At 71.5% G+C, this 20,098-nt stretch carries 20 protein-coding genes; 7 read left to right on the top strand and 13 right to left on the bottom strand.

Going from position 1 to position 20,098, the window contains the following annotated elements; translation table 11 throughout:
* Positions 1 to 459: 459 nt before the first annotated feature.
* A complete protein-coding gene (locus IG84_RS0131465) occupies positions 460 to 1,110 on the bottom strand; it encodes a DNA-3-methyladenine glycosylase (RefSeq protein ID WP_031064687.1) in 651 nt (216 codons plus the stop codon).
* Between the two features lie 215 nt (positions 1,111 to 1,325).
* On the opposite strand from IG84_RS0131465, the gene IG84_RS0131460 reads away from it, so the two are divergent.
* Together IG84_RS0131460 and IG84_RS0131455 are read left to right on the top strand one after the other, a co-directional pair.
* Complete coding sequence (locus IG84_RS0131460; RefSeq protein WP_031064685.1) at positions 1,326 to 2,108, top strand: sporulation protein; 783 nt, start codon at positions 1,326 to 1,328, stop codon at positions 2,106 to 2,108.
* A gap of 124 nt (positions 2,109 to 2,232) precedes the next feature.
* The gene (locus IG84_RS0131455; protein WP_031064683.1) at positions 2,233 to 2,772 is read left to right on the top strand and encodes a YbhB/YbcL family Raf kinase inhibitor-like protein; all 540 of its coding nucleotides are present in this window, start codon (positions 2,233 to 2,235) and stop codon (positions 2,770 to 2,772) included.
* A gap of 202 nt (positions 2,773 to 2,974) precedes the next feature.
* Here the strand turns inward: IG84_RS0131455 and IG84_RS43025 are convergent, their stop codons facing one another.
* Entirely contained in the window at positions 2,975 to 3,298 is a 324-nt protein-coding gene (locus IG84_RS43025) for a hypothetical protein (protein WP_382467428.1), read from the bottom strand.
* Here IG84_RS43025 and IG84_RS0131450 point away from each other — a divergent pair.
* Positions 3,188 to 3,691, top strand: a complete 504-nt coding sequence (locus IG84_RS0131450; RefSeq protein WP_031064681.1) for an HNH endonuclease — start codon at positions 3,188 to 3,190, stop codon at positions 3,689 to 3,691. The two genes, IG84_RS43025 and IG84_RS0131450, sit on opposite strands and share 111 nt — an antisense overlap.
* Before the next feature lie 69 nt (positions 3,692 to 3,760).
* Here IG84_RS0131450 and IG84_RS0131445 read toward each other — a convergent pair whose 3' ends face one another.
* From IG84_RS0131445 to IG84_RS0131430, 4 genes are all read right to left on the bottom strand, one after another.
* Positions 3,761 to 4,528, bottom strand: coding sequence for a sulfite exporter TauE/SafE family protein (locus tag IG84_RS0131445; protein WP_031064678.1), 768 nt, complete (start codon positions 4,526 to 4,528; stop codon positions 3,761 to 3,763).
* A gap of 123 nt (positions 4,529 to 4,651) precedes the next feature.
* Complete coding sequence (locus IG84_RS0131440) at positions 4,652 to 5,581, bottom strand: SPFH domain-containing protein (RefSeq protein WP_031064674.1); 930 nt, start codon at positions 5,579 to 5,581, stop codon at positions 4,652 to 4,654.
* A gap of 130 nt (positions 5,582 to 5,711) precedes the next feature.
* Entirely contained in the window at positions 5,712 to 6,137 is a 426-nt protein-coding gene (locus IG84_RS0131435) for an NfeD family protein (RefSeq protein WP_078649617.1), read from the bottom strand.
* 114 nt (positions 6,138 to 6,251) lie between these two features.
* Entirely contained in the window at positions 6,252 to 7,043 is a 792-nt protein-coding gene (locus tag IG84_RS0131430) for an ABC transporter ATP-binding protein (protein WP_031064670.1), read from the bottom strand.
* 105 nt (positions 7,044 to 7,148) lie between these two features.
* Between IG84_RS0131430 and IG84_RS0131425 the strand changes: the two genes are divergently transcribed.
* Complete coding sequence (locus tag IG84_RS0131425) at positions 7,149 to 7,952, top strand: hypothetical protein (protein ID WP_031064667.1); 804 nt, start codon at positions 7,149 to 7,151, stop codon at positions 7,950 to 7,952.
* A gap of 186 nt (positions 7,953 to 8,138) precedes the next feature.
* On the opposite strand, the gene IG84_RS0131420 is transcribed toward IG84_RS0131425, so the two are convergent.
* Together IG84_RS0131420 and IG84_RS0131415 are read right to left on the bottom strand one after the other, a co-directional pair.
* Positions 8,139 to 8,804 carry a response regulator gene (locus IG84_RS0131420; protein ID WP_037801061.1) on the bottom strand — a complete coding sequence of 222 codons (666 nt, stop codon included), beginning with the start codon at positions 8,802 to 8,804 and terminating at the stop codon, positions 8,139 to 8,141.
* Positions 8,797 to 9,978, bottom strand: coding sequence for a GAF domain-containing sensor histidine kinase (locus IG84_RS0131415; RefSeq protein WP_031064661.1), 1,182 nt, complete (start codon positions 9,976 to 9,978; stop codon positions 8,797 to 8,799). Before IG84_RS0131415 ends, IG84_RS0131420 begins: the two co-directional genes overlap by 8 nt.
* 631 nt (positions 9,979 to 10,609) lie before the next feature.
* Between IG84_RS0131415 and IG84_RS0131410 the strand changes: the two genes are divergently transcribed.
* Entirely contained in the window at positions 10,610 to 11,377 is a 768-nt protein-coding gene (locus IG84_RS0131410) for a transglycosylase SLT domain-containing protein (protein WP_031064658.1), read from the top strand.
* A gap of 121 nt (positions 11,378 to 11,498) precedes the next feature.
* On the opposite strand, the gene IG84_RS0131405 is transcribed toward IG84_RS0131410, so the two are convergent.
* Positions 11,499 to 14,021 (bottom strand): ABC transporter ATP-binding protein/permease, encoded by a 2,523-nt coding sequence (locus tag IG84_RS0131405; protein ID WP_031064655.1) that lies wholly within the window; start codon positions 14,019 to 14,021, stop codon positions 11,499 to 11,501.
* A gap of 264 nt (positions 14,022 to 14,285) precedes the next feature.
* Between IG84_RS0131405 and IG84_RS0131400 the strand changes: the two genes are divergently transcribed.
* Positions 14,286 to 16,070 (top strand): streptophobe family protein, encoded by a 1,785-nt coding sequence (locus IG84_RS0131400; RefSeq protein ID WP_031064652.1) that lies wholly within the window; start codon positions 14,286 to 14,288, stop codon positions 16,068 to 16,070.
* 146 nt (positions 16,071 to 16,216) lie between these two features.
* The gene (serB, locus tag IG84_RS0131395) at positions 16,217 to 17,461 is read left to right on the top strand and encodes a phosphoserine phosphatase SerB (protein WP_031064649.1); all 1,245 of its coding nucleotides are present in this window, start codon (positions 16,217 to 16,219) and stop codon (positions 17,459 to 17,461) included.
* An 88-nt stretch (positions 17,462 to 17,549) separates the two neighbouring features.
* Here the strand turns inward: serB and IG84_RS0131390 are convergent, their stop codons facing one another.
* The 4 genes from IG84_RS0131390 to IG84_RS0131375 form a co-directional block, all read right to left on the bottom strand.
* Positions 17,550 to 18,068, bottom strand: coding sequence for a SixA phosphatase family protein (locus IG84_RS0131390; RefSeq protein ID WP_031064646.1), 519 nt, complete (start codon positions 18,066 to 18,068; stop codon positions 17,550 to 17,552).
* Positions 18,069 to 18,151: 83 nt separating this feature from the next.
* Entirely contained in the window at positions 18,152 to 18,355 is a 204-nt protein-coding gene (locus IG84_RS0131385; RefSeq protein ID WP_031064645.1) for a hypothetical protein, read from the bottom strand.
* A gap of 208 nt (positions 18,356 to 18,563) precedes the next feature.
* Positions 18,564 to 18,680 (bottom strand): SGM_5486 family transporter-associated protein, encoded by a 117-nt coding sequence (locus IG84_RS42700; protein ID WP_281179396.1) that lies wholly within the window; start codon positions 18,678 to 18,680, stop codon positions 18,564 to 18,566.
* 57 nt (positions 18,681 to 18,737) lie between these two features.
* A complete protein-coding gene (locus IG84_RS0131375) occupies positions 18,738 to 20,045 on the bottom strand; it encodes a CynX/NimT family MFS transporter (protein WP_031064641.1) in 1,308 nt (435 codons plus the stop codon).
* Positions 20,046 to 20,098: the final 53 nt, after the last annotated feature.

Below are 20,098 nucleotides of genomic sequence, written 5' to 3'. Positions count from 1 at the left end.
CTTCCTTTGTACTCACCCTCGCGGGCTTTCCTCCGGGCGCTTCCCTTCGGTCTTGCGTTTCCGACTCTATCAGATCCTTGCGGGCCCGATTTTCGCCGGCGCGTTTCGGCCTTTCGGCTTCTTCGCGGCTCCGACTTTACCAGATCCTCGTCCGTTCCCGCTTCTTGGAAGCTGCGGTCCGAATTCATTTCCGATTCCCCGTCGGAGGGGGTGCCGCAAAGCTGCAATTTTCACTGCGGGCTTTTCGGCGTGCCCTCACTTTAGCGGATTCCCTTGATTGCTCATAATCGGCTCCGACTCAGTCGGACCGACACAATCGGAGTCTGTTTTCGGCATGGCCGAAGGAGACCCGATTGAGGGAGTCGTTCGAAAGTGATGGTGGTGCCGCCTGCGGCGTGCGCACATAGCGCTGCCCGTCTCAAGCGGCTCGGGCCACGTTACGGCTCTGCCCGGGCAGAGTCAAGCAGCCCTGGTCCGGCGCTTCCGGGGGACGTGTGCCCGGTACGGGCTGACCGTCGGGTCGCCGTCGATCCAGAAGCGCCACGGGTGGGTCGCGCCGTCGCCGCCCACACCGGTGCGCGGTCCGCTGCGTACCAGGTCGGGGGCGGCCGGCGTGCCCTCGAGGACGGAGAGCGGCGCACCTGGGCCCGCGCACACGTCCGTGCCGTTGAGCTGCCGGTCGATGGCGAGGCCGGTGGCCAGCCGGGCCGGGCCCTGGGCGAGTTCACTCGGGCGGCGGGACTTCGGGCGGCGCTCGGCCACCTGCTCCGTACCGCTGAGCACCTCGCCCGCGCGCAGCAGGACACCACTGGCGTAGCCGTCGGGGCCGCAGACGAGGTTGAGGCTGAACCACATGCCGTAGATGAAATAGACGTACGCGTGTCCGGGCGGGCCGAACATCGAGGCGTTGCGCTCCGTGCGGCCCCGGTAGGCGTGCGAACCGGGGTCGTTCTCGCCGTCGTACGCCTCGACCTCCGTAAGGCGCAGTTCGATGGGGCCCTCGGGTGTGCTGCGCACGAGGGTGCGGCCGAGCAGGTCGGGGGCGACTTCGAGGACGGGGCGGTCGAAGAATGTCCGCGGGAGCGGCATACGGGTGGGTTCGGAGATCATGCGTTCCCAGGGTAGTGGACCTCGCGTGCTCTCTCAGGGGGCCGCGGAGTGGCCCGCAAGTACCACGTCTTGGCAGGCTGTGGGCGTGCGGCGGCCGGCCGACGGGGGAACCGTCGTACGCCGTTTCGCGTTCGTAGGGAGCGGACCCGGACCGGGCAGGCGTGCCGCGGCCGGACATCACCGAAGAACAGGCACGTGCCTGGGGAGGACTATCAATGGGGTTCAAGAAGCTGCTGGCGAGTCTGGGTGCCGGAGGCGCGTCGGTGGAGACGGTGCTCTTCGAGGAGAACGTCGTCCCCGGTGGCGTGGTGCACGGTGAGGTGCGCATCCAGGGCGGGTCCGTGGACCAGGAGATCCAGGGGCTGTCGGTCGGGCTCCAGGCGGTCGTGGAGGTCGAGACCAGCGAGGGGGAGCGCAAGGAGAACATCGAGTTCGCCAAGCAGAAGCTGGGCGGGGAGTTCGCGCTGCAGGCCGGCGCGGCGCACACCGTGCCGTTCGGCCTGGAGATCCCGTGGGAGACCCCCATCACCTACTTCCTCAACACGCGCCTGAGGGGCATGCAGGTCGGCATCACGACCGAACTGGCGATCGCCCGCGCGGTGGACTCCGGTGACCTCGACCCGGTGAACGTGCACCCCCTGCCGGCGCAGCAGGCGATCCTGGACGCGTTCGGGCACCTGGGCTTCCGCTTCAAGAACGCGGATCTGGAGCGCGGGCACATCCGGGGTACGCGGCAGACGCTGCCCTTCTACCAGGAGATCGAGCTGTACGCGCCGCAGCAGTACCGCGGTCTGAACCAGGTCGAGGTGTCGTTCGTGGCGGACGGCAACGCGATGGACGTCGTGCTGGAGATGGACAAGAAGCCCGGTCTGTTCACGGAGGGCAGCGACACCTACCGCTCGTTCCAGGTGGGTCTGCACGACTTCCAGAGCACCGACTGGGCGGCGTACCTGAACCAGTGGCTGGCCGAGGTCGGCGGCAAGCGCAACTGGTTCTGAGCCCCCGGCGCGGCGCCTTCTGACACGCGGTGACATGAGTTCCGGCCGGGCCGGGCACCGGTTCTGCCACGAGCAGGTTCTAACCTGGCCGGACGGTCTCCGAATGCGATCAGGAGGTGTCGAAGTGTCCGAGCAGAAGCGCCGGCCGCTCCCGCACGATTTTCATCCGCAGGTGCCCTCGTTCACGGTGGTGAGCGACGATCTGCAGGAGGGCGGGACGCTGGCGGACGCCCAGGTGTTCAGCGCGGGGAACACCTCGCCCCACCTGCGGTGGGAGGGCGCCCCGGAGGGCACGCAGAGCTACGCCGTGAGCTGCTACGACCCGGACGCGCCGACCGGCAGCGGTTTCTGGCACTGGTCCGTGTTCGACATCCCGGCGTCGGTGACGGAGCTGCCGGCCGGTGCGGGCTCCGGTGACATGAAGGGCCTGCCCGAGGGCGCGGTGCACGTACGGAACGACTACGGGACGCGTGACTTCGGTGGCGCGGCGCCGCCTCCCGGGGACGGCCCGCACCGTTACGTCTTCACCGTGTACGCGGTGGACCAGGAGAAGCTCGGTCCGGACGCGGACGCTTCGCCGGCCGTGGTGGGCTTCAATCTGCGGTTCCACACGCTGGGCCGGGCCCAGCTGATCGGCGAGTACGAGATCCCCGCCGAGGGGTGACGCGGGCTCGCCCGTAATTCCGTTGCGCCCCGGCGCCCCGGATCGCAGAGTGGTGCTTGGCCGACGGTTGCCACATGGCCGTCGGGCAGTCGGCACCGCAGTGGCGGGGGCGGCGGGGCGCAGGTGTGTCCCCTGCTGTCTGCCGGAGTCCGCCTCGTGTCGGACGCCCGCGCCGGCTGCCGTGACGCTCCGGGTCCCTGAATCACGGGGGCGGGGCCCGGAGCGTTCCCCCGCTCTCTCTTTCTCTCTTCCTTTCCCGGTTCCTCTCCCCCTTTCCGGTTCGCCGTTCGTTCGCTCGTTGCTCACCTGTCATCTCCCTTGTGGCAGACGGAAATTGCGTTGTCCGGGGGATCACTGGAACTGCACAGTGGAGCCACTTCGCCGAGCGGCGGACGGAATGCGGGAGGTGGTCGGGATGCGCGAGACGCTGGTACTCAACGCGAGCTTCGAGCCGCTGTCGACGGTGTCGCTGCGGCGGGCGATCGTGCTGGTCATGCAGGACAAGGCCGTGGTCGAGCAGGCGCACCCCGGACTGCGCATCCGTGCCGCCGCGCTGGATCTCCCGGTACCGCTGGTGATCAGGCTGAGCAGATACGTACGGGTGCCGTTCCGAAGACAGGCGCCGTGGTCGCGGCGGGGCGTACTGGTGCGGGATCAGCACCGGTGCGCGTACTGCGGGCGGCGGGCGACGACCGTGGACCACGTGGTGCCGCGGGCGCACGGGGGCGGTGACACATGGCTGAATACGGTCGCCTCGTGTGCCGAGGACAATCACCGCAAGGCGGACCGGACGCCGGAGCAGGCGGGGATGGAGCTGCTGCGGCGGCCGTTCGTGCCGACGCCCGCCGACACGATGCTGGCGGCGCTGGGGGTGTCGGTACGGGAGGAGCTGCCGGACTGGCTGGTGCAGTCGGCGTAGGGCCAGCGCACGGGTGTACGTGAAGGGGCGCGGGGAGACACCCGCGCCCCTTTGTCGTAGGTGTGCCTCTCAGCGCAGCAGGAGCTGAGCGATGGCGACGACGCCGACCGCGACGATGACGCCGCGCAGGACGGCGGGCGGCAGCCGGCGGCCGATCTTCGCGCCGAGCTGGCCGCCGAGCGCGGAGCCGACGGCGATCAGCAGCACCGCCGTCCAGTCGAAGTCGGCGACGAAGAGGAAGAAGACCGCGGCGATGGCGTTGACGACCAGCGCGAGCACGTTCTTGAGGGCGTTGAGGCGCTGCAGGTTCTCGTCGAGCAGCAGGCCCATCAGGGAGATGTACAGGACGCCCTGGGCGGCGCCGAAGTAGCCGCCGTACACGCTGGAGAGCAGCAGGCCGGTCAGGAGCGCGATGCCGCCGTCGCGGTGCGGGACGGTGCCGTTGCGGGCGCCGCGGGCCTTCACGGCGGCGGACAGCCGGGGCTGCAGGACGACGAGGACGAGAGCGATGGCGACGAGGACGGGGACGATCGCGGTAAAGGCGTCGGAGGGCAGGGCGAGCAGCAGGACGGCGCCCGCCAGGCCGCCGACGAGGGCGGTGGCGCCGAAGCGGATGATCCGGCGGCGCTGGCCGCGCAGTTCGCGGCGGTAGCCGATGGCACCGCTGATGGCGCCCGGTACGAGGCCGAGGTTGTTGGAGACGTTGGCGGTGACGGGCGGCAGGCCGATGCCGAGCAGGACCGGGAAGGTGATGAGCGTCCCGGAGCCGACGACGACGTTGATGGCGCCCGCGCCCAGACCTGCGGCGAAGACGGCGAACGCTTCCCAGAAGGTCATACGGAACCCCTGGCGGTCATACGGAACCCCCGGCGCGTGATCGGTGCGTCATGAACCGATCATGCACCAGGGGTCCGGTGGGTGCGCCGCGGGGCCACGGTCCGAGACGGCCGTGGCGCGCCGTCAGTCGATGGACGGCTTCTCGAGGGGGGTGGTGGGGGCGGACGGGGTGCCGCCGCCGGGCGTGAAGTTGCCGAGCGCGCCGCCGAGGCCCTTGAGCGCGTCGCCGATCTCGCTGGGCACGATCCAGAGCTTGTTGGCGTCGCCCTCGGCGATCTTCGGGAGCATCTGGAGGTACTGGTAGGAGAGCAGCTTCTGGTCAGCGTCGCCGGCGTGGATGGACTCGAAGACCGTGCGGATCGCCTGGGCCTCACCCTCGGCGCGCAGGGCCGCGGCCTTGGCCTCACCTTCGGCGCGGAGGATCGCGGACTGCTTCTCGCCCTCGGCGCGCAGGATCTCGGACTGCCGGACACCTTCGGCCTGGAGGATCGCGGCGCGCTTGTCACGGTCGGCGCGCATCTGCTTCTCCATCGAGTCCTGGATGGAGGTCGGCGGCTCGATGGCCTTGAGCTCGACGCGGTTGACGCGGATGCCCCACTTGCCCGTGGCCTCGTCCAGGACGCCGCGCAGCGCCGCGTTGATCTCCTCGCGGGAGGTGAGGGTGCGCTCCAGGTCCATGCCGCCGATGATGTTCCGGAGCGTGGTGACGGTGAGCTGCTCGATCGCCTGGATGTAGCTGGCGACCTCGTACGTCGCGGCGCGGGCGTCCGTCACCTGGTAATAGATGACGGTGTCGATGTTGACGACGAGGTTGTCCTGCGTGATGACCGGCTGGGGCGGGAAGGGCACGACCTGTTCGCGCAGGTCGATGCGGTTGCGGATGGAGTCGATGAACGGCACGACGATGTTCAGGCCCGCGTTCAGCGTGCGGGTGTAGCGGCCGAAGCGCTCGACGATGGCGGCGCTGGCCTGCGGAATGACCTGGATCGTCTTGATGAGTGCGATGAACACCAGCACCACCAGGATGATCAGGACGATGATGATCGGTTCCACAGTGGCTCCTCGTGTCCTTCCATAGCTGTCGGCCGGTCCCGCCCGGCGAGTAGGTGATCGAGTCTTTCAGAGACTCACCCTCTTGTGCAGGCCGTTCTCCGGTCCTGCGAGGGGCAGTTGATCAAGGCCGTCACATGACGACGGCGGTTGCTCCCTCGATGTCCACGACGTCCACTTTCTGCCCTGGCTCGTAGACCTGACCCTCGTCCAGCGCGCGGGCGGACCAGACCTCACCGTTGAGCTTGATGCGGCCGCCGCCGGAGCTGTCGACCCGTTCGAGCACCGTGGCCTGCCTGCCCTTCAGGGCGTCAATGCCCGAGGCCATGCCCGGCCTTCCGGAGCGGGCGCGCTTGGCGATCGGACGCACGACGGCGACGAGCGCGATCGAGACGGCGGCGAAGACGATGACCTGCGCGACGATGCCACCGCCCAGCGCGGCCACCACGGCACCCGCGACAGCGCCGACCGCGAACATCCCGAACTCGGGCATCGCGGTGACGACGAGAGGAATTCCCAGCCCTACGGCAGCGATGAGCCACCACACCCATGCATCCACGGGCTCATGGTAGATCGGCGAGCGGCGTCGCGGACAGGGTGCGATCGATCGCGACCGGATCGGGCCGGGGCTTTTCGGCCCCGGCCCCGGTCAGCGATCGTTCCGCGCCAACTGTCAGGTGAGCGGCAGACCTTGGGCGGTCCAGCGGTCGCCGTTGCGCTCGACGATGAGCGGCAGGCCGAAGCAGCGGGAGAGGTTGCTGGAGGTCAGCTCCAGGTCGATGGGGCCGGCGGCGAGCACCTTGCCCTGACGGATCATCAGGACGTGGGTGAAGCCGGGCGCGATCTCCTCGACGTGGTGGGTGACCATGACCATCGACGGTGCGAACGGGTCGCGGGCGAGTCTGCCGAGGCGGCGTACGAGGTCCTCGCGGCCGCCGAGGTCCAGGCCGGCGGCCGGCTCGTCCAGCAGGAGCAGCTCCGGGTCGGTCATCATCGCGCGGGCGATGAGGGTGCGCTTGCGCTCGCCCTCGGAGAGGGTGCCGAAGTTCCGGTCGAGGTACTTGGTCATGCCCAGCCGGTCGAGGAAGGCGCGGGCGCGCTGCTCGTCGACGGGGTCGTAGTGCTCCTGCCAGGTGGCGGTCATGCCGTACGCGGCGGTGAGCACGGTCTGCAGCACGGTCTGGCGGCGCGGCAGCTTGTCCGCGAGCGCGATGCCGGCCATGCCGATGCGCGGGCGGAGGTCGAAGACGTCGACCTTGCCGAGGGTCTCGCCGAGGATCGTGCTGGTGCCCGTGGTCGGGAAGACATAGCTGGAGGCGACATTGAGGAGGGTGGTCTTGCCGGCGCCGTTCGGGCCCAGGATCACCCAGCGCTCTCCCTCCTTCACCGACCAGGAGACCTGGTCCACCAGAGCCCGGCCCTCGCGGACCACGGATACGTCCACCAGCTCCAGAACATCGCTCATGAGCGCGTTGTCTCCCATTGCATCTCGGTCGTCGGTGCGCCTGTGGGCGCAGCCCTCTGCAAACCTACGCCACCCATTGTCAGTGCCTGTCCTTAGGCTGGGTCCATGCTCGATGAACCTCGATCAGGACGGCTGGCCGCGTGGGGAAATGCCCTCTTGGCCGGGCTTGTCCCACCTGACGACGCAGCGGAGCGGATCGCGGAGGGTGACGCGGTGCACCGCGTCACCGGGCTGCCCGGCGAGCCGGGGCCGGTGGGGCTGACGCTCGCGCTCGGCCGGCTGCGGGCGCTGGGCGCGACCGGACTGCGGGTGGCGCTGCCGGTGCCGGGGCACCCGCTGGGGCTGAGCGGCCCGCCGGAGTTCAACGCGCGCGCGATAGAGGCCGAGGAGGCGGTCACCGCCTGCGGGGTGGCGCTGGGGCTGGTGCCGGAGGTGCACGAGGCCGGGCCCGAGGGCGATGTGCACGTCGAGGTCGTATGGCACTGCCTGGCGGTACGGGACGCGCCGCCGGCGGACGTGCCCTCGCTCGGCGAGGCGGAGCGGGAGCTGGCGCAGGCGCTGCGGGAGGCGACGGAGCTGCTGGCGAAGCTGGATGTGGCCGGATCGGGCCCGGTCGCCGACGCGGCGCTGGCGGCGTACCGCGCGCGGGCCGAGGCCGGGCGGCAGCTGCTGGCGCCGGGGTATCCGCCACGGGCCGTGCGGGTGCTGGAGCTGGCGCAGAAGGTGGGGGCGCTTGTCCGCATCGCGGAGGGGCCCGGCGGGGGTGGCCGGGAGCATGGTGCGGCCGTCAGCTCGTCGCAGATCGCGGCGCGGCGGGACGCGTTGCGGCCGGTGGAGCGGACTGCTCGGCGGGCGCAGGTGGCGGCGTACAACGCGGCTGTGGAGGAGCGGGAGCGGAAGGCCCCGTAGGGGGCCGATTCTCCGACGGGGGCCGCGCCACGGGGGCCCGGCGAGTACCCCCGGCGCGCCACCGTCGTGGCCGGGCGCGCAGTTCCCCGCGCCCCTGACGGGGGCCGCCACGGGCCCTGCGGGCATGCGGCCGAGCGCGCCACCGTTGTGGTTGCTCGCGCAGTTCCCCGCGCCCCTGGTGGGCGCTTACGCGCCCACTCCGTGGCGTACCGCCCACAAGGCTGCCTGGGTGCGGTCTGAGAGGTCCAGTTTCATGAGGATGTTCGAGACGTGGGTCTTGACCGTTTTCTCGGAGAGGACCAGGGCGCGGGCGATCTCGCGGTTGGAGCGGCCGTCCGCTATCAGGGCCAGCACCTCGCGCTCCCGGTCGGTGAGGGAACCGCCGCGGCCCTGGCCGCCGCCCGTGTCCTCCTGGCTGAGCAGCGCGTCGGCCACCTCGGGCTGGAGCAGGACGTGCCCGGCGTGCACGGACCGGATGGCGCCGGCCAGCGCGTCGGGGTCGATGTCCTTGTAGACATAGCCCGCGGCGCCCGCGCGCAGCGCCGGGATGACGGTCCGCTGCTCGGTGAAGCTCGTCACGATCAGCACCCGGGCGGGGCTCTGCTGCTCCCGCAGCAGCCGCAGCGCCTCGACGCCGTCCATACCGGGCATCTTGATGTCCATCAGCACGACGTCGGGGCGCAGACGCTCCGCCGCGGCGACGCCCTCCTCACCGTCGGCGGCCTCCCCCACGACCTCGATGTCGTCCTGTACCTCCAGGAACGTGCGCAGCCCGCGCCGTACGACCTGGTGGTCGTCGACCAGCAGCACCTTGATGGGGCCGCCGAGCGGGCCCCTGCCTCCGTCAGCCACCGGGGACCTCCATCTCGACAGCGGTGCCCTTGCCGGGCGCCGATTCCACCGTGAGCATGCCGCCGACACCGCTCGCCCGGTCCCGCATCGACACCAGGCCGAGGTGGCGCCCGGCCCGGCGGACAGCGCTCGGGTCGAAGCCGCGGCCGTCGTCGGCGATCCGGAGCACCGCGCCCTGCCCGTGACGCACGAGAGTGACGTCGACACGCTGCGCGTCGGCGTGGCGCAGCGCGTTGTGCAGGGCTTCCTGCGCGACCCGGAGCACCGCCTCCTCCTGGGAGGCGGGCAGCGCCCGCAGCCCGTGGGCGGCGAAGGTGACCTTGGCGCTGTGCGCGCGGTCGAGCACCTGGATCTGGGTACGCAGCGTGGCTATCAGGCCGTCCTCGTCCAGGGCGGCGGGGCGCAGCTCCACGACGGCGGCCCGCAGCTCGTCGGCGGCCTCAGCGGCGAGCCGCGTGACCTGCTGAAGCTCGCCCTTGGCGCGGGCCGGGTCGCGGTCGACCAGCGCGGTGGCGGCCTGCGCGGTCAGCCGCAGCGAGAAGAGCTTCTGGGAGACCGCGTCGTGCAGCTCGTGCGCCAGCCGGGCGCGCTCCCCCGCGATGGTCAGCTCGCGGCTGCGCTCGTACAGCCGGGCGTTGGTCAGGGCGATGGCGGCGTGCTGGGCGAGCATGCCGAGCAGCGCCTCGTCCTCCTCGGTGAAGCCGCAGCCGCCGGCCGGCTCCGGGCTCGGGGGGCCTCCCTCCGCACAGCGCCGTTTATTGGCGAGGAAGAGCGCACCGAGGATCTCGTCGCCGTCGGCGACCGGCATGCCCAGGAAGTCGGACATATCGGGGTGGGCGCTGGGCCAGCCCTCGAAGCGGGGGTCCCGGCGGACGTCGCCGAGGCGCTGCGGGGTGGCCTCCCGGAGCATCGCGGCGAGGATGCCGTGCTGGCGGGGCAGCGGGCCGATGGCCTTCCACTGCTCCTCGCTCACCCCGTCCACGACGAACTGCGCGAAGCCGCCGTGATCGTCCGGCACGCCGAGCGCGGCGTACTCCGCGTCCAGCAGCTCGCGGGCGGACGCGACGATCGTCTTGAGCACGTCGCGTACCTCCAGGTGGCGGCTCATGGCGAGGATGGCGCCGCTCACCGCGGAGAGCCCGGCTCCCCGCTCCGCCCCTGGTCCCTTGGTCATGCACTCACCGTACCGGCGGCCCGCACGGCGCGTATCCGCCTCCGGCGGGGCGCCGGCTACGTCCGGGGGCGTAGGGCGCAAGGCCGGGCGGCGGCACGGTCCGGGCGGGCGGCGGATACGGCGCGGGCGGGCGGCGGGCACGGCCCGGGGCGGGCCTTTCCGCTCCCGGCACCCGGGACCATCGGCCCACTTTGGAGCGGGGACTTTCTGCCCTCTATATATAGGGGGCAGGGAAAGGCGGTCTTTCGCGGCCCGCCGGCCTGGAACCACGCCCCCGCGCACGCACTTCCGGCGCTCACTTTCCGTGCCGAGTCAATGACATAACGGCAGGCAGCACCCCTAAACATGTGAGCCCGCACATAGGGCGTACATCACTTACGACCGGGGTTAGTGGCCTGTGAATGCGGGCAGCCGCAGGAGTTGATCCGAGCCACCCCTTGGACTGAGTCCTTTCGGACGCAATTCGGTGGCCCCGGGTTCCACTATCCAGCTTCGTACGTCACATGATTGCCTGGTCAAATTTCGACCGCTAACAATGGCTGACGTCGCCCGGCGCCGTGGAAAAGGATCTCGGCGTTCTCGCGCCAATCCGGCCCACGCGACGTCCCCCATTGGAAGAGGTTCTTTCCGCATGCCCCTGCACGCCATTCCTGGCTACAGCCGCCTGAACCGGAATCACAAGCTCTCCGCCGCTGCCGTGGCCGCGGGCGGTGCCGCCGCCGTGGTCTTCGCCATCGTCCCGGGTTCGGCCAACGCCGAGCCGACCCACGCCGCGACGGCGCAGAACGTGAAGCCCGTCGCCTACCACGTGGTCGACGACTCCTCCGCGTACAGCCTGGTCGACAACGCCGCCGCCGAGGCCCAGAACGCCGAGCTGACCCAGAACAGCACCCGCGCCGCCGAGCAGGCCAGCGCCTCCGCCTTCGCCGCGAAGAAGCAGGCCGAGGGCGACGCCAAGGCCGCCGCCCAGGCCAAGGCCAAGGCCGCCGCCGACGCGGCCGCCCGGGCCAAGGAGGCCGCCAAGAACAAGGCGACGCAGGCCGCGAGCCGGTCCAGCGAGCGCCAGCCGGTCACCTACGCCAACAACCTCGACGGGTGGATCCGCGAATCCCTCTCGATCATGAAGAAGCACGGGATTCCCGGCTCCTACGAGGGCATCAAGCGCAACGTCATCCGTGAGTCCGGCGGTAACCCGCGGGCGATCAACAACTGGGACGTGAACGCCCAGAACGGTATTCCGTCCAAGGGCCTGCTGCAGGTCATCCAGCCGACCTTCGACCAGTACCACGTCGAGGGCACGGCGAACGACCTGTACGACCCGGTCGCCAACATCGTCGCCGCCTGTAACTACGCGGCCGACAAGTACGGCTCCATGGACAACGTCGACTCGGCGTACTGAGCCACTGCGGCGCGCCGGAGCACCGGCGCCGGACGATGAATGCCGCGAGGGGCGGCACCCGATTTCCGGGTGCCGCCCCTCGCGGCTCTTCGTATGCGATGCACAAGAAATGCGTGACGCGTTACTTGCGCATGACCTCGGGCTCATGGCGGCGCAGCAGGCGCGCCACCGCGAAGGCGAGAATCACGCCGAGCGCCAGCAGGAAGACCATGTCCATCACATAGACGCCGGTCTGGTGCTGCCACAGCGGGTCGGGGGCGGTCTTGTCCCACGGCAGGAGCGTGTTCAGGTCGGCGGTGGCGCCCAGCGCCGCGACCGCCCAGCGCGACGGCATCAGCCAGGCGAACTGCGCGACGCCCGGCGTGTTGTAGAGCTGGAAGAGCACGCCGGTGAAGACGACCTGCACGATGGCGAACATGACCAGCAGCGGCATGGTCTTCTCGGCGGTCTTGACCAGCGAGGAGATCAGCAGGCCGAACATCATCGAGGTGAAGCCGAGCGCGATGATCGCGACCGTCATCTCGATGGCCGGCAGGTCCTGCACGATCAGGCCCTCGGCGGGCATGTTGCGGGTCGAGAAGCCGATCGCCGCGATGATCACGCCCTGGAGGGCGGTGACCAGGCCGAGCACGACCACCTTTGACATCAGGTACGCCGAGCGGGACAGGCCGGTGGCCCGTTCGCGCTCGTAGATGACGCGTTCCTTGATCAGCTCACGTACCGAGTTGGCCGCGCCGGAGAAGCACATGCCGACCGTGAGGATCAGCATGATCGTCGCTGCGTCACGGTTGGTGCGGGCCCGATCGATCGGGCCGTAGCCGAGGCCGAAGTCGCTGGGGATCAGCATGGAGACCACGCCGAGCACGGCGGGCAGGATCAGCATCAGGCCCAGGAAACCGCGGTCGGAGGCGATCACGGAGACGTACCGCCGCATCAGGGTCCAGAGCTGCGAGCCCCAGCTCTGGGACTTCTGCATCCGGGCCGGCGGGGCCTGGACGCTGACCGACTGCGGCGCGACGGCGTCGATGTCGGCCGCGTACATCTGGTAGTGCGGGGAGCCGCGCCAGCGGCCCATCCAGTCGTAGTCCCGGTAGTTCTCGAACGCCGAGAAGACGTCCGCCCAGGTCTCGTACTGGAAGAAGTTCAGCGCCTCCTCGGGCGGGCCGAAGTAGGCGACGCCGCCGCCGGGCGCCATGACCAGCAGCTTGTCGCAGAGCGCGAGCTCGGCGACGGAGTGCGTGACCACCAGGACCGTGCGGCCGTCGTCGGCGAGGTCGCGCAGCAGCTTCATGACGTCGCGGTCCATGCCCGGGTCGAGGCCGGAGGTCGGCTCGTCCAGGAAGATCAGCGACGGCTTGGTCAGCAGCTCCAGGGCGACCGAGACGCGCTTGCGCTGGCCGCCGGAGAGCGAGGTGACCTTCTTCTCCTTGTGCACGTGCAGCTTGAGCTCGTGCAGCACCTCGTCGATGCGGGCCTCGCGCTCGGCCTCGGCGGTGTCACCGGGGAAGCGGAGCTTGGCCGCGTACCGCAGCGCCTTCTGGACGGTCAGCTCCTTGTGCAGGATGTCGTCCTGCGGGACCAGACCGATGCGCTGCCGCAGCTCGGCGAACTGCTTGTACAGGTTCCGGTTGTCGTAGAGGACGTCGCCCTGATTGGCGGGGCGGTAACCGGTGAGCGCCTTGAGCAGCGTGGACTTGCCGGAGCCGGACGGGCCGATGACCGCGACCAGCGACTTCTCGGGCACGCCGAAGGAGACGTCCTTCAGGATCTGCTTGCCGCCCTCGACCGTGACGGTCAGGTGGCGCGCGGAGAAGGTGACCTCACCGGTGTCGACGAACTCTTCGAGCCGGTCGCCGACCAGCCGGAATGTCGAGTGACCGACGCCGACGGTGTCGTTCGGTCCGATGAGGGCGCTGCCGCTCTTCGGGACCGGCTGGCCGTTGACGTACGTACCGTTGTGGCTGCCCAGGTCGTGGATCTCGAAGCGGCCGTCGGGCGTGGCCCGGAACTCCGCGTGGTGCCGGGAGACCTGCAGGTCGGAGACGACCAGCTCGTTCTCCAGGGCACGGCCGATGCGCATGACGCGGCCGAGGTCGAGCTGGTGGAAGGTGGTCGGGCTGCGGTCGCCCGCCGCCTGCGAGGCCGCGCCGCCCTGTGCCGGGGGCTGCTGCGGCCCGCCCTGCGGCGGGATACCGGCGCCGTACGAGGACGGGCCCTGCGGCGCTCCCTGCTGCGGCGGCGCGCCCTGCCATCCCTGCTGGGCGGGGGCCGGAGCCGCCGGCTGCGCGGCGTACGCGTCGTTGGCCGGCGCCGTGGGCTGCGCGGCGTACGCGTCCGCCGCGGCGGCCGCCGCCGTACCGCTGAGGGTCAGCCGGGGACCGTCGGTGGCGTTACCGAGGTGCACGGTCGAGCCGGGGCCGATCTCCATCTGGTGGATCCGCTGCCCCTGCACATACGTGCCGTTGGTACTGCCCTGGTCCTCGATGACCCAACTGCGCCCTCCCCAGCGCACGGTCGCGTGCCGCCACGACACCCGCGCGTCGTCCAGCACCACATCACCCTGGGGATCGCGCCCCAGGCTGTACACCCGGGACGGATCGAGCGCCCAGGTCATTCCGTTGATTTCGAGTACGAGTTCAGGCACTCCATGCCCCACTAGTTGTCCCCCGAGTGACCCCCTGCACGGGAAGTCTAGGGATGGTGAACATCGTGAGGAACTATTCCAGGCAGCGGGCCACGACCGAAAGCCGGGCCGTGACAAGAGCACGAAGCGGACAGTGTTGTCGTCGGTTGACGCCGTCGAAAGGCCCCCGGAGAGTGGGAGAAACCCACGGATCCGTACGGATGCCACGCGATGCGGGCAACACGGATGACTCAGCATCGATCGGCTTCACGATCGGGGGCCGCGATGAGCGCGACCGCAACTCCGCACACAGGACCGGGTGCTGTGCTGCTCTCCGCCGTCGTCACGGTCTGCTGCGCGTTCCTGGCGATGGCAGGCGTCGCGGCGCTCGGGCTGCATCTGCTGGGCGCCGATGCGTACGGTTCGCTGGGCCCGATGACGGCCGCCGTCATGGTGCTGGCGGTAGGGGGATCGGTGACCCCGCGGGGTGATGTCTCGGCCTTCGGGATGTCCGGCCTGACGGCCGAAACTGCCATTGACATCGTGCCGTTGGGCGTGGGACTGACCGGTGCCGTGGTGCTGGGAGCGCTGTTCCTTCGGTCGCTGCGCGCGGTGCCGGGCGGGGGCACGGCGGGCGGGCTGGCGGCGCGCGCCGCGACGGTGGCCGCGCTGTTCACCGCGCTGGTCGGCGGCCTCACCTGGGCCGGACACGACTCCGTAACGATCCCGGGGCGAGCGCTGATACCCGGCCCCGGCAGCGGGGACGGCGGGCCGCTCGACCGGCTGCCGGACCTGCCGGGCCTCGGCGATCTGCCGGATCTCGGTGACTTACCGGGCCTCGGCGACTTATCGGATCCGGGGCGGGAGCTGCCCGGCCTCGGGCTGCCGGACGGGCTCGCGGACCTCGCGGACGCCCGGCTCCGCATCGACTTCGAGGTGGCCGCGTGGCCCTCGCTGGTGGCCGGCGCGGTGTGGGTACTGGCCGTCCTGCTGATCGCGCTGGCGGCTTCGCGGCGCACCCCGCTCCCCCGGGCGCTGGCCGGTGCGGGCCGCGCCGTCCGCCCCGCCGCCTCCGCGCTCACCCAGGTGCTGGGCCTCGCGGTACTCCTGGGCCTGGCGGCCGGGGTGTACGGGGTGACCAGCGGCGGCCAGCCGCGGCGGGCGCTGGGGGCCGCGCTGCTGGGCGCGCCCAACGGGGTGTGGCTCGCGTTGCCGCTGGGCCTGTTCGTGCCCTGGCACGGCTCGGCGAGCGGGGCGCTGCTGCCGGCCCTGCCGGCGCCGCTGCGGGAGCTGCTGGGCGGCGGGGGCGCGCGGCCGGTCACCCTGCAGCGGGTGGCGGAGCAGACGGGGTGGGCGTGGCTCGCGGTGCTGGTGGCAGCCGTGCTGATGCTGCTGGCCGGGGTCCTGACGGCCGCCCGCACGGCGCGCGAGGCATCCGGTGTCCTGGCGTACGCGGGCGGCTGTGCGCTGCGCCTGGGCGCGCTGACCGCACTGGCCGTACCGCTGCTGGTGTGGCTGACGGAGGTCACGGCGGACGTCCGGCTGGCCTTCCTGGACATCAGCGTCCACGGGGCGGGCCTCGACCTGCGCGGGAGCCCCGGAGCCGGGCTGCTGCTGGGCGCGCTGTGGGGCGCGGCGGCCGGGCTGGCGGGTGCGCTGCTGGCGGTCGGGACGGGGCTCGCGGGCCGGAGCGCGGGCGGCCCGCCGGTACCGGTGCACGGGCCGGCGGCGGACGGGCCGGGGTACGGGAGCCCGGAGCCGCCGGGGCCGTACACGCCGTCGACCCCGTACCGGCGGCCGAACCCGGACACCAATCCGTACATGCGGACGCCACCGCCCCGATCGGGGCCGCCCCGGGTGACCCCGGCCCAGGAGCCGCCCCGAGAGGGCCCGCCCCGGAACGAGCCGCCCCGGAAGCCGCCGCCGCACGGCAGCGACACCGCCTCGGCGCCCACCGTGAGCGGCAAGCCGCTGCCCCGCCCCGCCCGGCCGCGCCCCCGCCCGCGGCGGGACTCGGACCAGCCGCCGCCGGAGCCGCCGCCACCCGGACGGCCGGGCGCGGGCCGCTGAGAGCGGGACCCCGCGGGCCGCGGGCCGGACCCCGCTCTGTACGGACATGTACGGACCTGCACCCCACCCAGCCGCGTGGTGGCAGACGTCCACTCGGCGGGACACCTGTACGGTTCCGTCGCGGGGCCGGATACCGTAAGAGCACCATGAGCGCATCGCAGACACCGCCTGCCACCGCCGTACCGGGCGACGACGTACCGACCCTTCTCGTGAAGATCTTCGGAAAGGACCGGCCCGGCATCACCGCCGGTCTCTTCGACACCCTCGCTGCCTACTCCGTCGACGTGGTCGACATCGAGCAGGTCGTGACCCGGGGCCGCATCGTGCTGTGCGCCCTGGTGACCACGCCCACGGGGAGCGCGTCGAACGGTGCCACCGAAGGCGACCTGCGCGCGACCGTGCACAGCTGGGCCGAGTCGCTGCACCTCCAGGCCGAGATCATCTCCGGTACCGGTGACAACCGTCCGCGCGGCACCGGCCGTTCGCACGTCACCGTCCTCGGGCACCCGCTCACCGCCGAGTCCACCTCCGCCATCGCCGCCGCCATAACGGCCACCGGCGGCAACATCGACCGTATCTTCCGGCTCGCCAAGTACCCCGTCACCGCTGTCGAGTTCAACGTCTCCGGCACCCCCACCGACACACTGCGCACCGCACTCGCGACCGAGGCGTCGGTCCTGGGTGTGGACATCGCCGTGGTGGACTCCGGACTGGCCCGCCGCGCCCAGCGCCTGGTCGTGATGGACGTGGACTCCACGCTGATCCAGGACGAGGTCATCGAGCTGTTCGCGGCGCACGCGGGCTGCGAGGCCGAGGTCGCCGAGGTGACCGCCGCCGCGATGCGCGGCGAGCTGGACTTCGAGCAGTCGCTGCACGCCCGGGTGGCGCTGCTGAAGGGCCTGGACGCCTCGGTCGTGGAGCAGGTGCGCAAGGAGGTGCGGCTGACCCCCGGCGCGCGGACGCTGGTACGCACCCTCAAGCGCCTCGGTTACCAGGTCGGCGTGGTCTCCGGCGGCTTCACGCAGGTCACGGACGCGCTCAAGGACGAGCTGGGGCTGGACTTCGCCTCGGCGAACACCCTGGAGATCGCGGACGGCAGGTTCACCGGCAAGGTCACCGGCGACATCGTGGACCGGGCGGGCAAGGCCCGGCTGCTGCGTTCCTTCGCCCAGCAGGCCGGGGTGCCGCTGGCGCAGACGGTCGCCATCGGCGACGGCGCCAACGACCTGGACATGCTGAACACGGCGGGCCTGGGCGTCGCCTTCAACGCCAAGCCGGTCGTACGGGAGGCCGCGCACACCGCCGTGAACGTGCCGTTCCTGGACACCGTGCTGTACCTGCTCGGCGTCACCCGCGAAGAGGTCGAGGCAGCCGACACGATCGCGGACTGACCCGTCACCCACCGCATACGAAAGGGCCCCGGCACGGGATGTGCCGGGGCCCTTCGGCGTCCGCGGCCGGCGACGGCCGGCGCCGGGGTCAGCCCCGCGGCGTCCAGTAGGCGACCAGGCGGCCGACGCCGTGCTCGACGGACTTCCAGGAGCCGTTGAAGGTCACCACCGCCACGGAAGCGGTCGGGAAACCGCCGCGGTTCATCTGCGTCAGCAGCTCGCCGTCCGCCTCGCCGGAGAGCGCGTCGGCGAGGGCGTGCATGCCGGGGTTGTGACCGACCAGCAGCAGGTCGTCCACCTCGTCCGGGACCTCGTTGACCACCGCGATCAGCTCGCCGAGCGAGGCTTCGTACAGCCGGTCCTCGTAGACGGTCCTGGGGCGCTGGGGCAGTTCGTGGACGGCGAGCTTCCACGTCTCGCGGGTGCGCAGAGCCGTGGAGCAGAGGGTCAGATCAGGAGTGATGCCCGCGCCCGCGAGCCATCGTCCGGCGGCGGGGGCGTCCCGGCGGCCGCGCTCGGCGAGCGGCCGCTCATGGTCGCTCTCCTGGGACCACTCGGCCTTGGCATGTCGGAGAAGAACAATCCGGCGAGGAGAATCGACGCTCATGTGTCCCAGCTTCGCATGAAACGCGGCGCGGGGCGCGGGGTGTTGACAGCCTCATCCCACAAAGCGGGACGCGGAACCGGCGGCTACACTCCGGCGCCGAGCAGCCGCGCGAGGAAGTGGACCACGGACGCCAGGGCAGGCGGCACCCCCGCCGCTTCGGCCTCCGCGGCGGGTGTGATCACGAAGAGCAGCACCACGAACGAGACCACCGCCAGGGCCACGGCCCACCACGGCAGCCGCACGGGCCGGGCGCCGTTCCCGTCGGGCCGGGTGTGAGCGGCGGACATGGGATCGCCTCCGTGCGGTCGAGGGGACGGCGCGGCTCCCGTGCGGCCGCGCCCACCGCGGCGGTGCGGTGTCCTTCGTACCGCGGTGTCCTTCGAACCTACGGTCCCGGGACCGCGCGTCCCATCAGGTGCGCCACCCACTTACCCCTGACCCCGGCCCCCTAGGGGACGGTGGGGACAGCCCTACCCGGCACCCCGTGGCGCCGGGTCAGGGTGAGGCGATGCTGGCGATGATCCCCACCACGACGGTCACGGCGAGCATCGCGCCCAGGACGAGGAGCAGCTTCTTCTGTCCGCCCTGCGGATTCGGTTCGAGCACTGGCATGTCCCCAGTGTCGCAAACGCCTTGCGGGCGCGGGCCGCCGGTACCGCCGGTACCGGTTTACGCACGTACCGCCTGGCGCCCCTCGTCCTCGATCCGGCGGTCGCGGCCGGCCAGCACGCCCACCGCGATCTGCGGCACCATCAGCCCCGCCATCAGCGCGATGGGCAGGCCCCAGCCGCCGCTGTGCTGGTACAGCGTGCCCACCAGGAGCGGCCCGGGGATGGAGATCAGGTAGCCGATGCACTGGGCGAAGGCGGAGAGCTTGACGACGCCGGCGGCGCTGCGGGCGCGCATGCCGATCATGGTGAGGGCGAGCGGGAAGGCGCAGTTGGAGATGCCCATCAGCAGCGCCCAGCCCCAGGCCCCGGCGGCGGGCGCCAGCCACAGGCCCGCGTAGCCGGCGAGGCCGCAGGCGCCCAGCCCGACGGCCAGGACGCCCTGGTGGCGCATCCGGGCGGCCAGCCGCGGCAGTACGAAGGACAGCGGTATGCCCATCGCCATCGTGACGGCGAGCAGCACGCCCGCGGTCCCGGCGGGCACCCCGGCGTCGCGGAAGATCTGCGGCAGCCAGCCCATCGTGATGTACGCGGCGGTGGCCTGCAGGCCGAAGAAGACGGCCAGCGACCAGGCGGTGGGCGAGCGGGTGATCCGTACGGCGGGGGCGTCCTCGCGGGCGGCCCCGGGCGCGGGCGCCTCCTGGGGCGGGCGGCGGCGCAGGACGGCGAGCCAGGGCACCACGGCGAGCGCGGCGAGCGCCGCCCAGACCGCGAGCCCGGCCTGCCAGCCGCCGCCGAGCGCGCCGGTGACCGGCACGGTGAGGGCGGCGGCGAGCGAGGTGCCCATCGCGAGCGCCATCGAGTACAGCCCGGTCATCGAGCCGACCCGGTCGGGGAAGAAGGTCTTGATCACCACGGGCAGCAGGATGTTGCTGACCGCGATGCCGGCGAGCGCGAGGGCGCTGGCGGCGAGGAAGCCGGCCGTGCCGCCCGCGAAGGGGCGCACCAGGACGCCGAGCGCGATCGCGGCCATGCCGGCGCACACGATGCCGGCCGCGCCGAAGCGGCGGGCCAGTCGCGGCGCCGCGATGCCGAAGACGGCGAAGCAGAGGGCCGGTACGGAGGTGAGCAGGCCCGCGACGGTGCCGCTCATGCCGAGTCCGTCCCGCACCTCCTCCATGAGGGCGCCCAGGCTGGTGATGGCCGGGCGGAGGTTGAGCGCGGCGAGAACGAGACCGGCGGTCAGGACCGCGCCGACCCAGCGCGGTACGGACGCGGGGGCGGGGTCCAGGGGGCCGGTTCCCGGGTGCGCGGTGGTCTGTGGTGCCTCGGTGCCGGTACCGAGGGTCGCGAGGTCGTCGTCTGCCATAGGACTCATCATAGAATCATGGGATGAATGGCTGTCCAATCGCTTCGGGAGCT

The sequence above is a fragment of the Streptomyces ochraceiscleroticus genome (assembly GCF_000720485.1).
Lineage (GTDB): Bacteria > Actinomycetota > Actinomycetes > Streptomycetales > Streptomycetaceae > Streptomyces > Streptomyces ochraceiscleroticus.
Note: the sequence above shows the minus strand (reverse complement) of the source record. Positions and strands in the feature narration are given on the sequence as shown.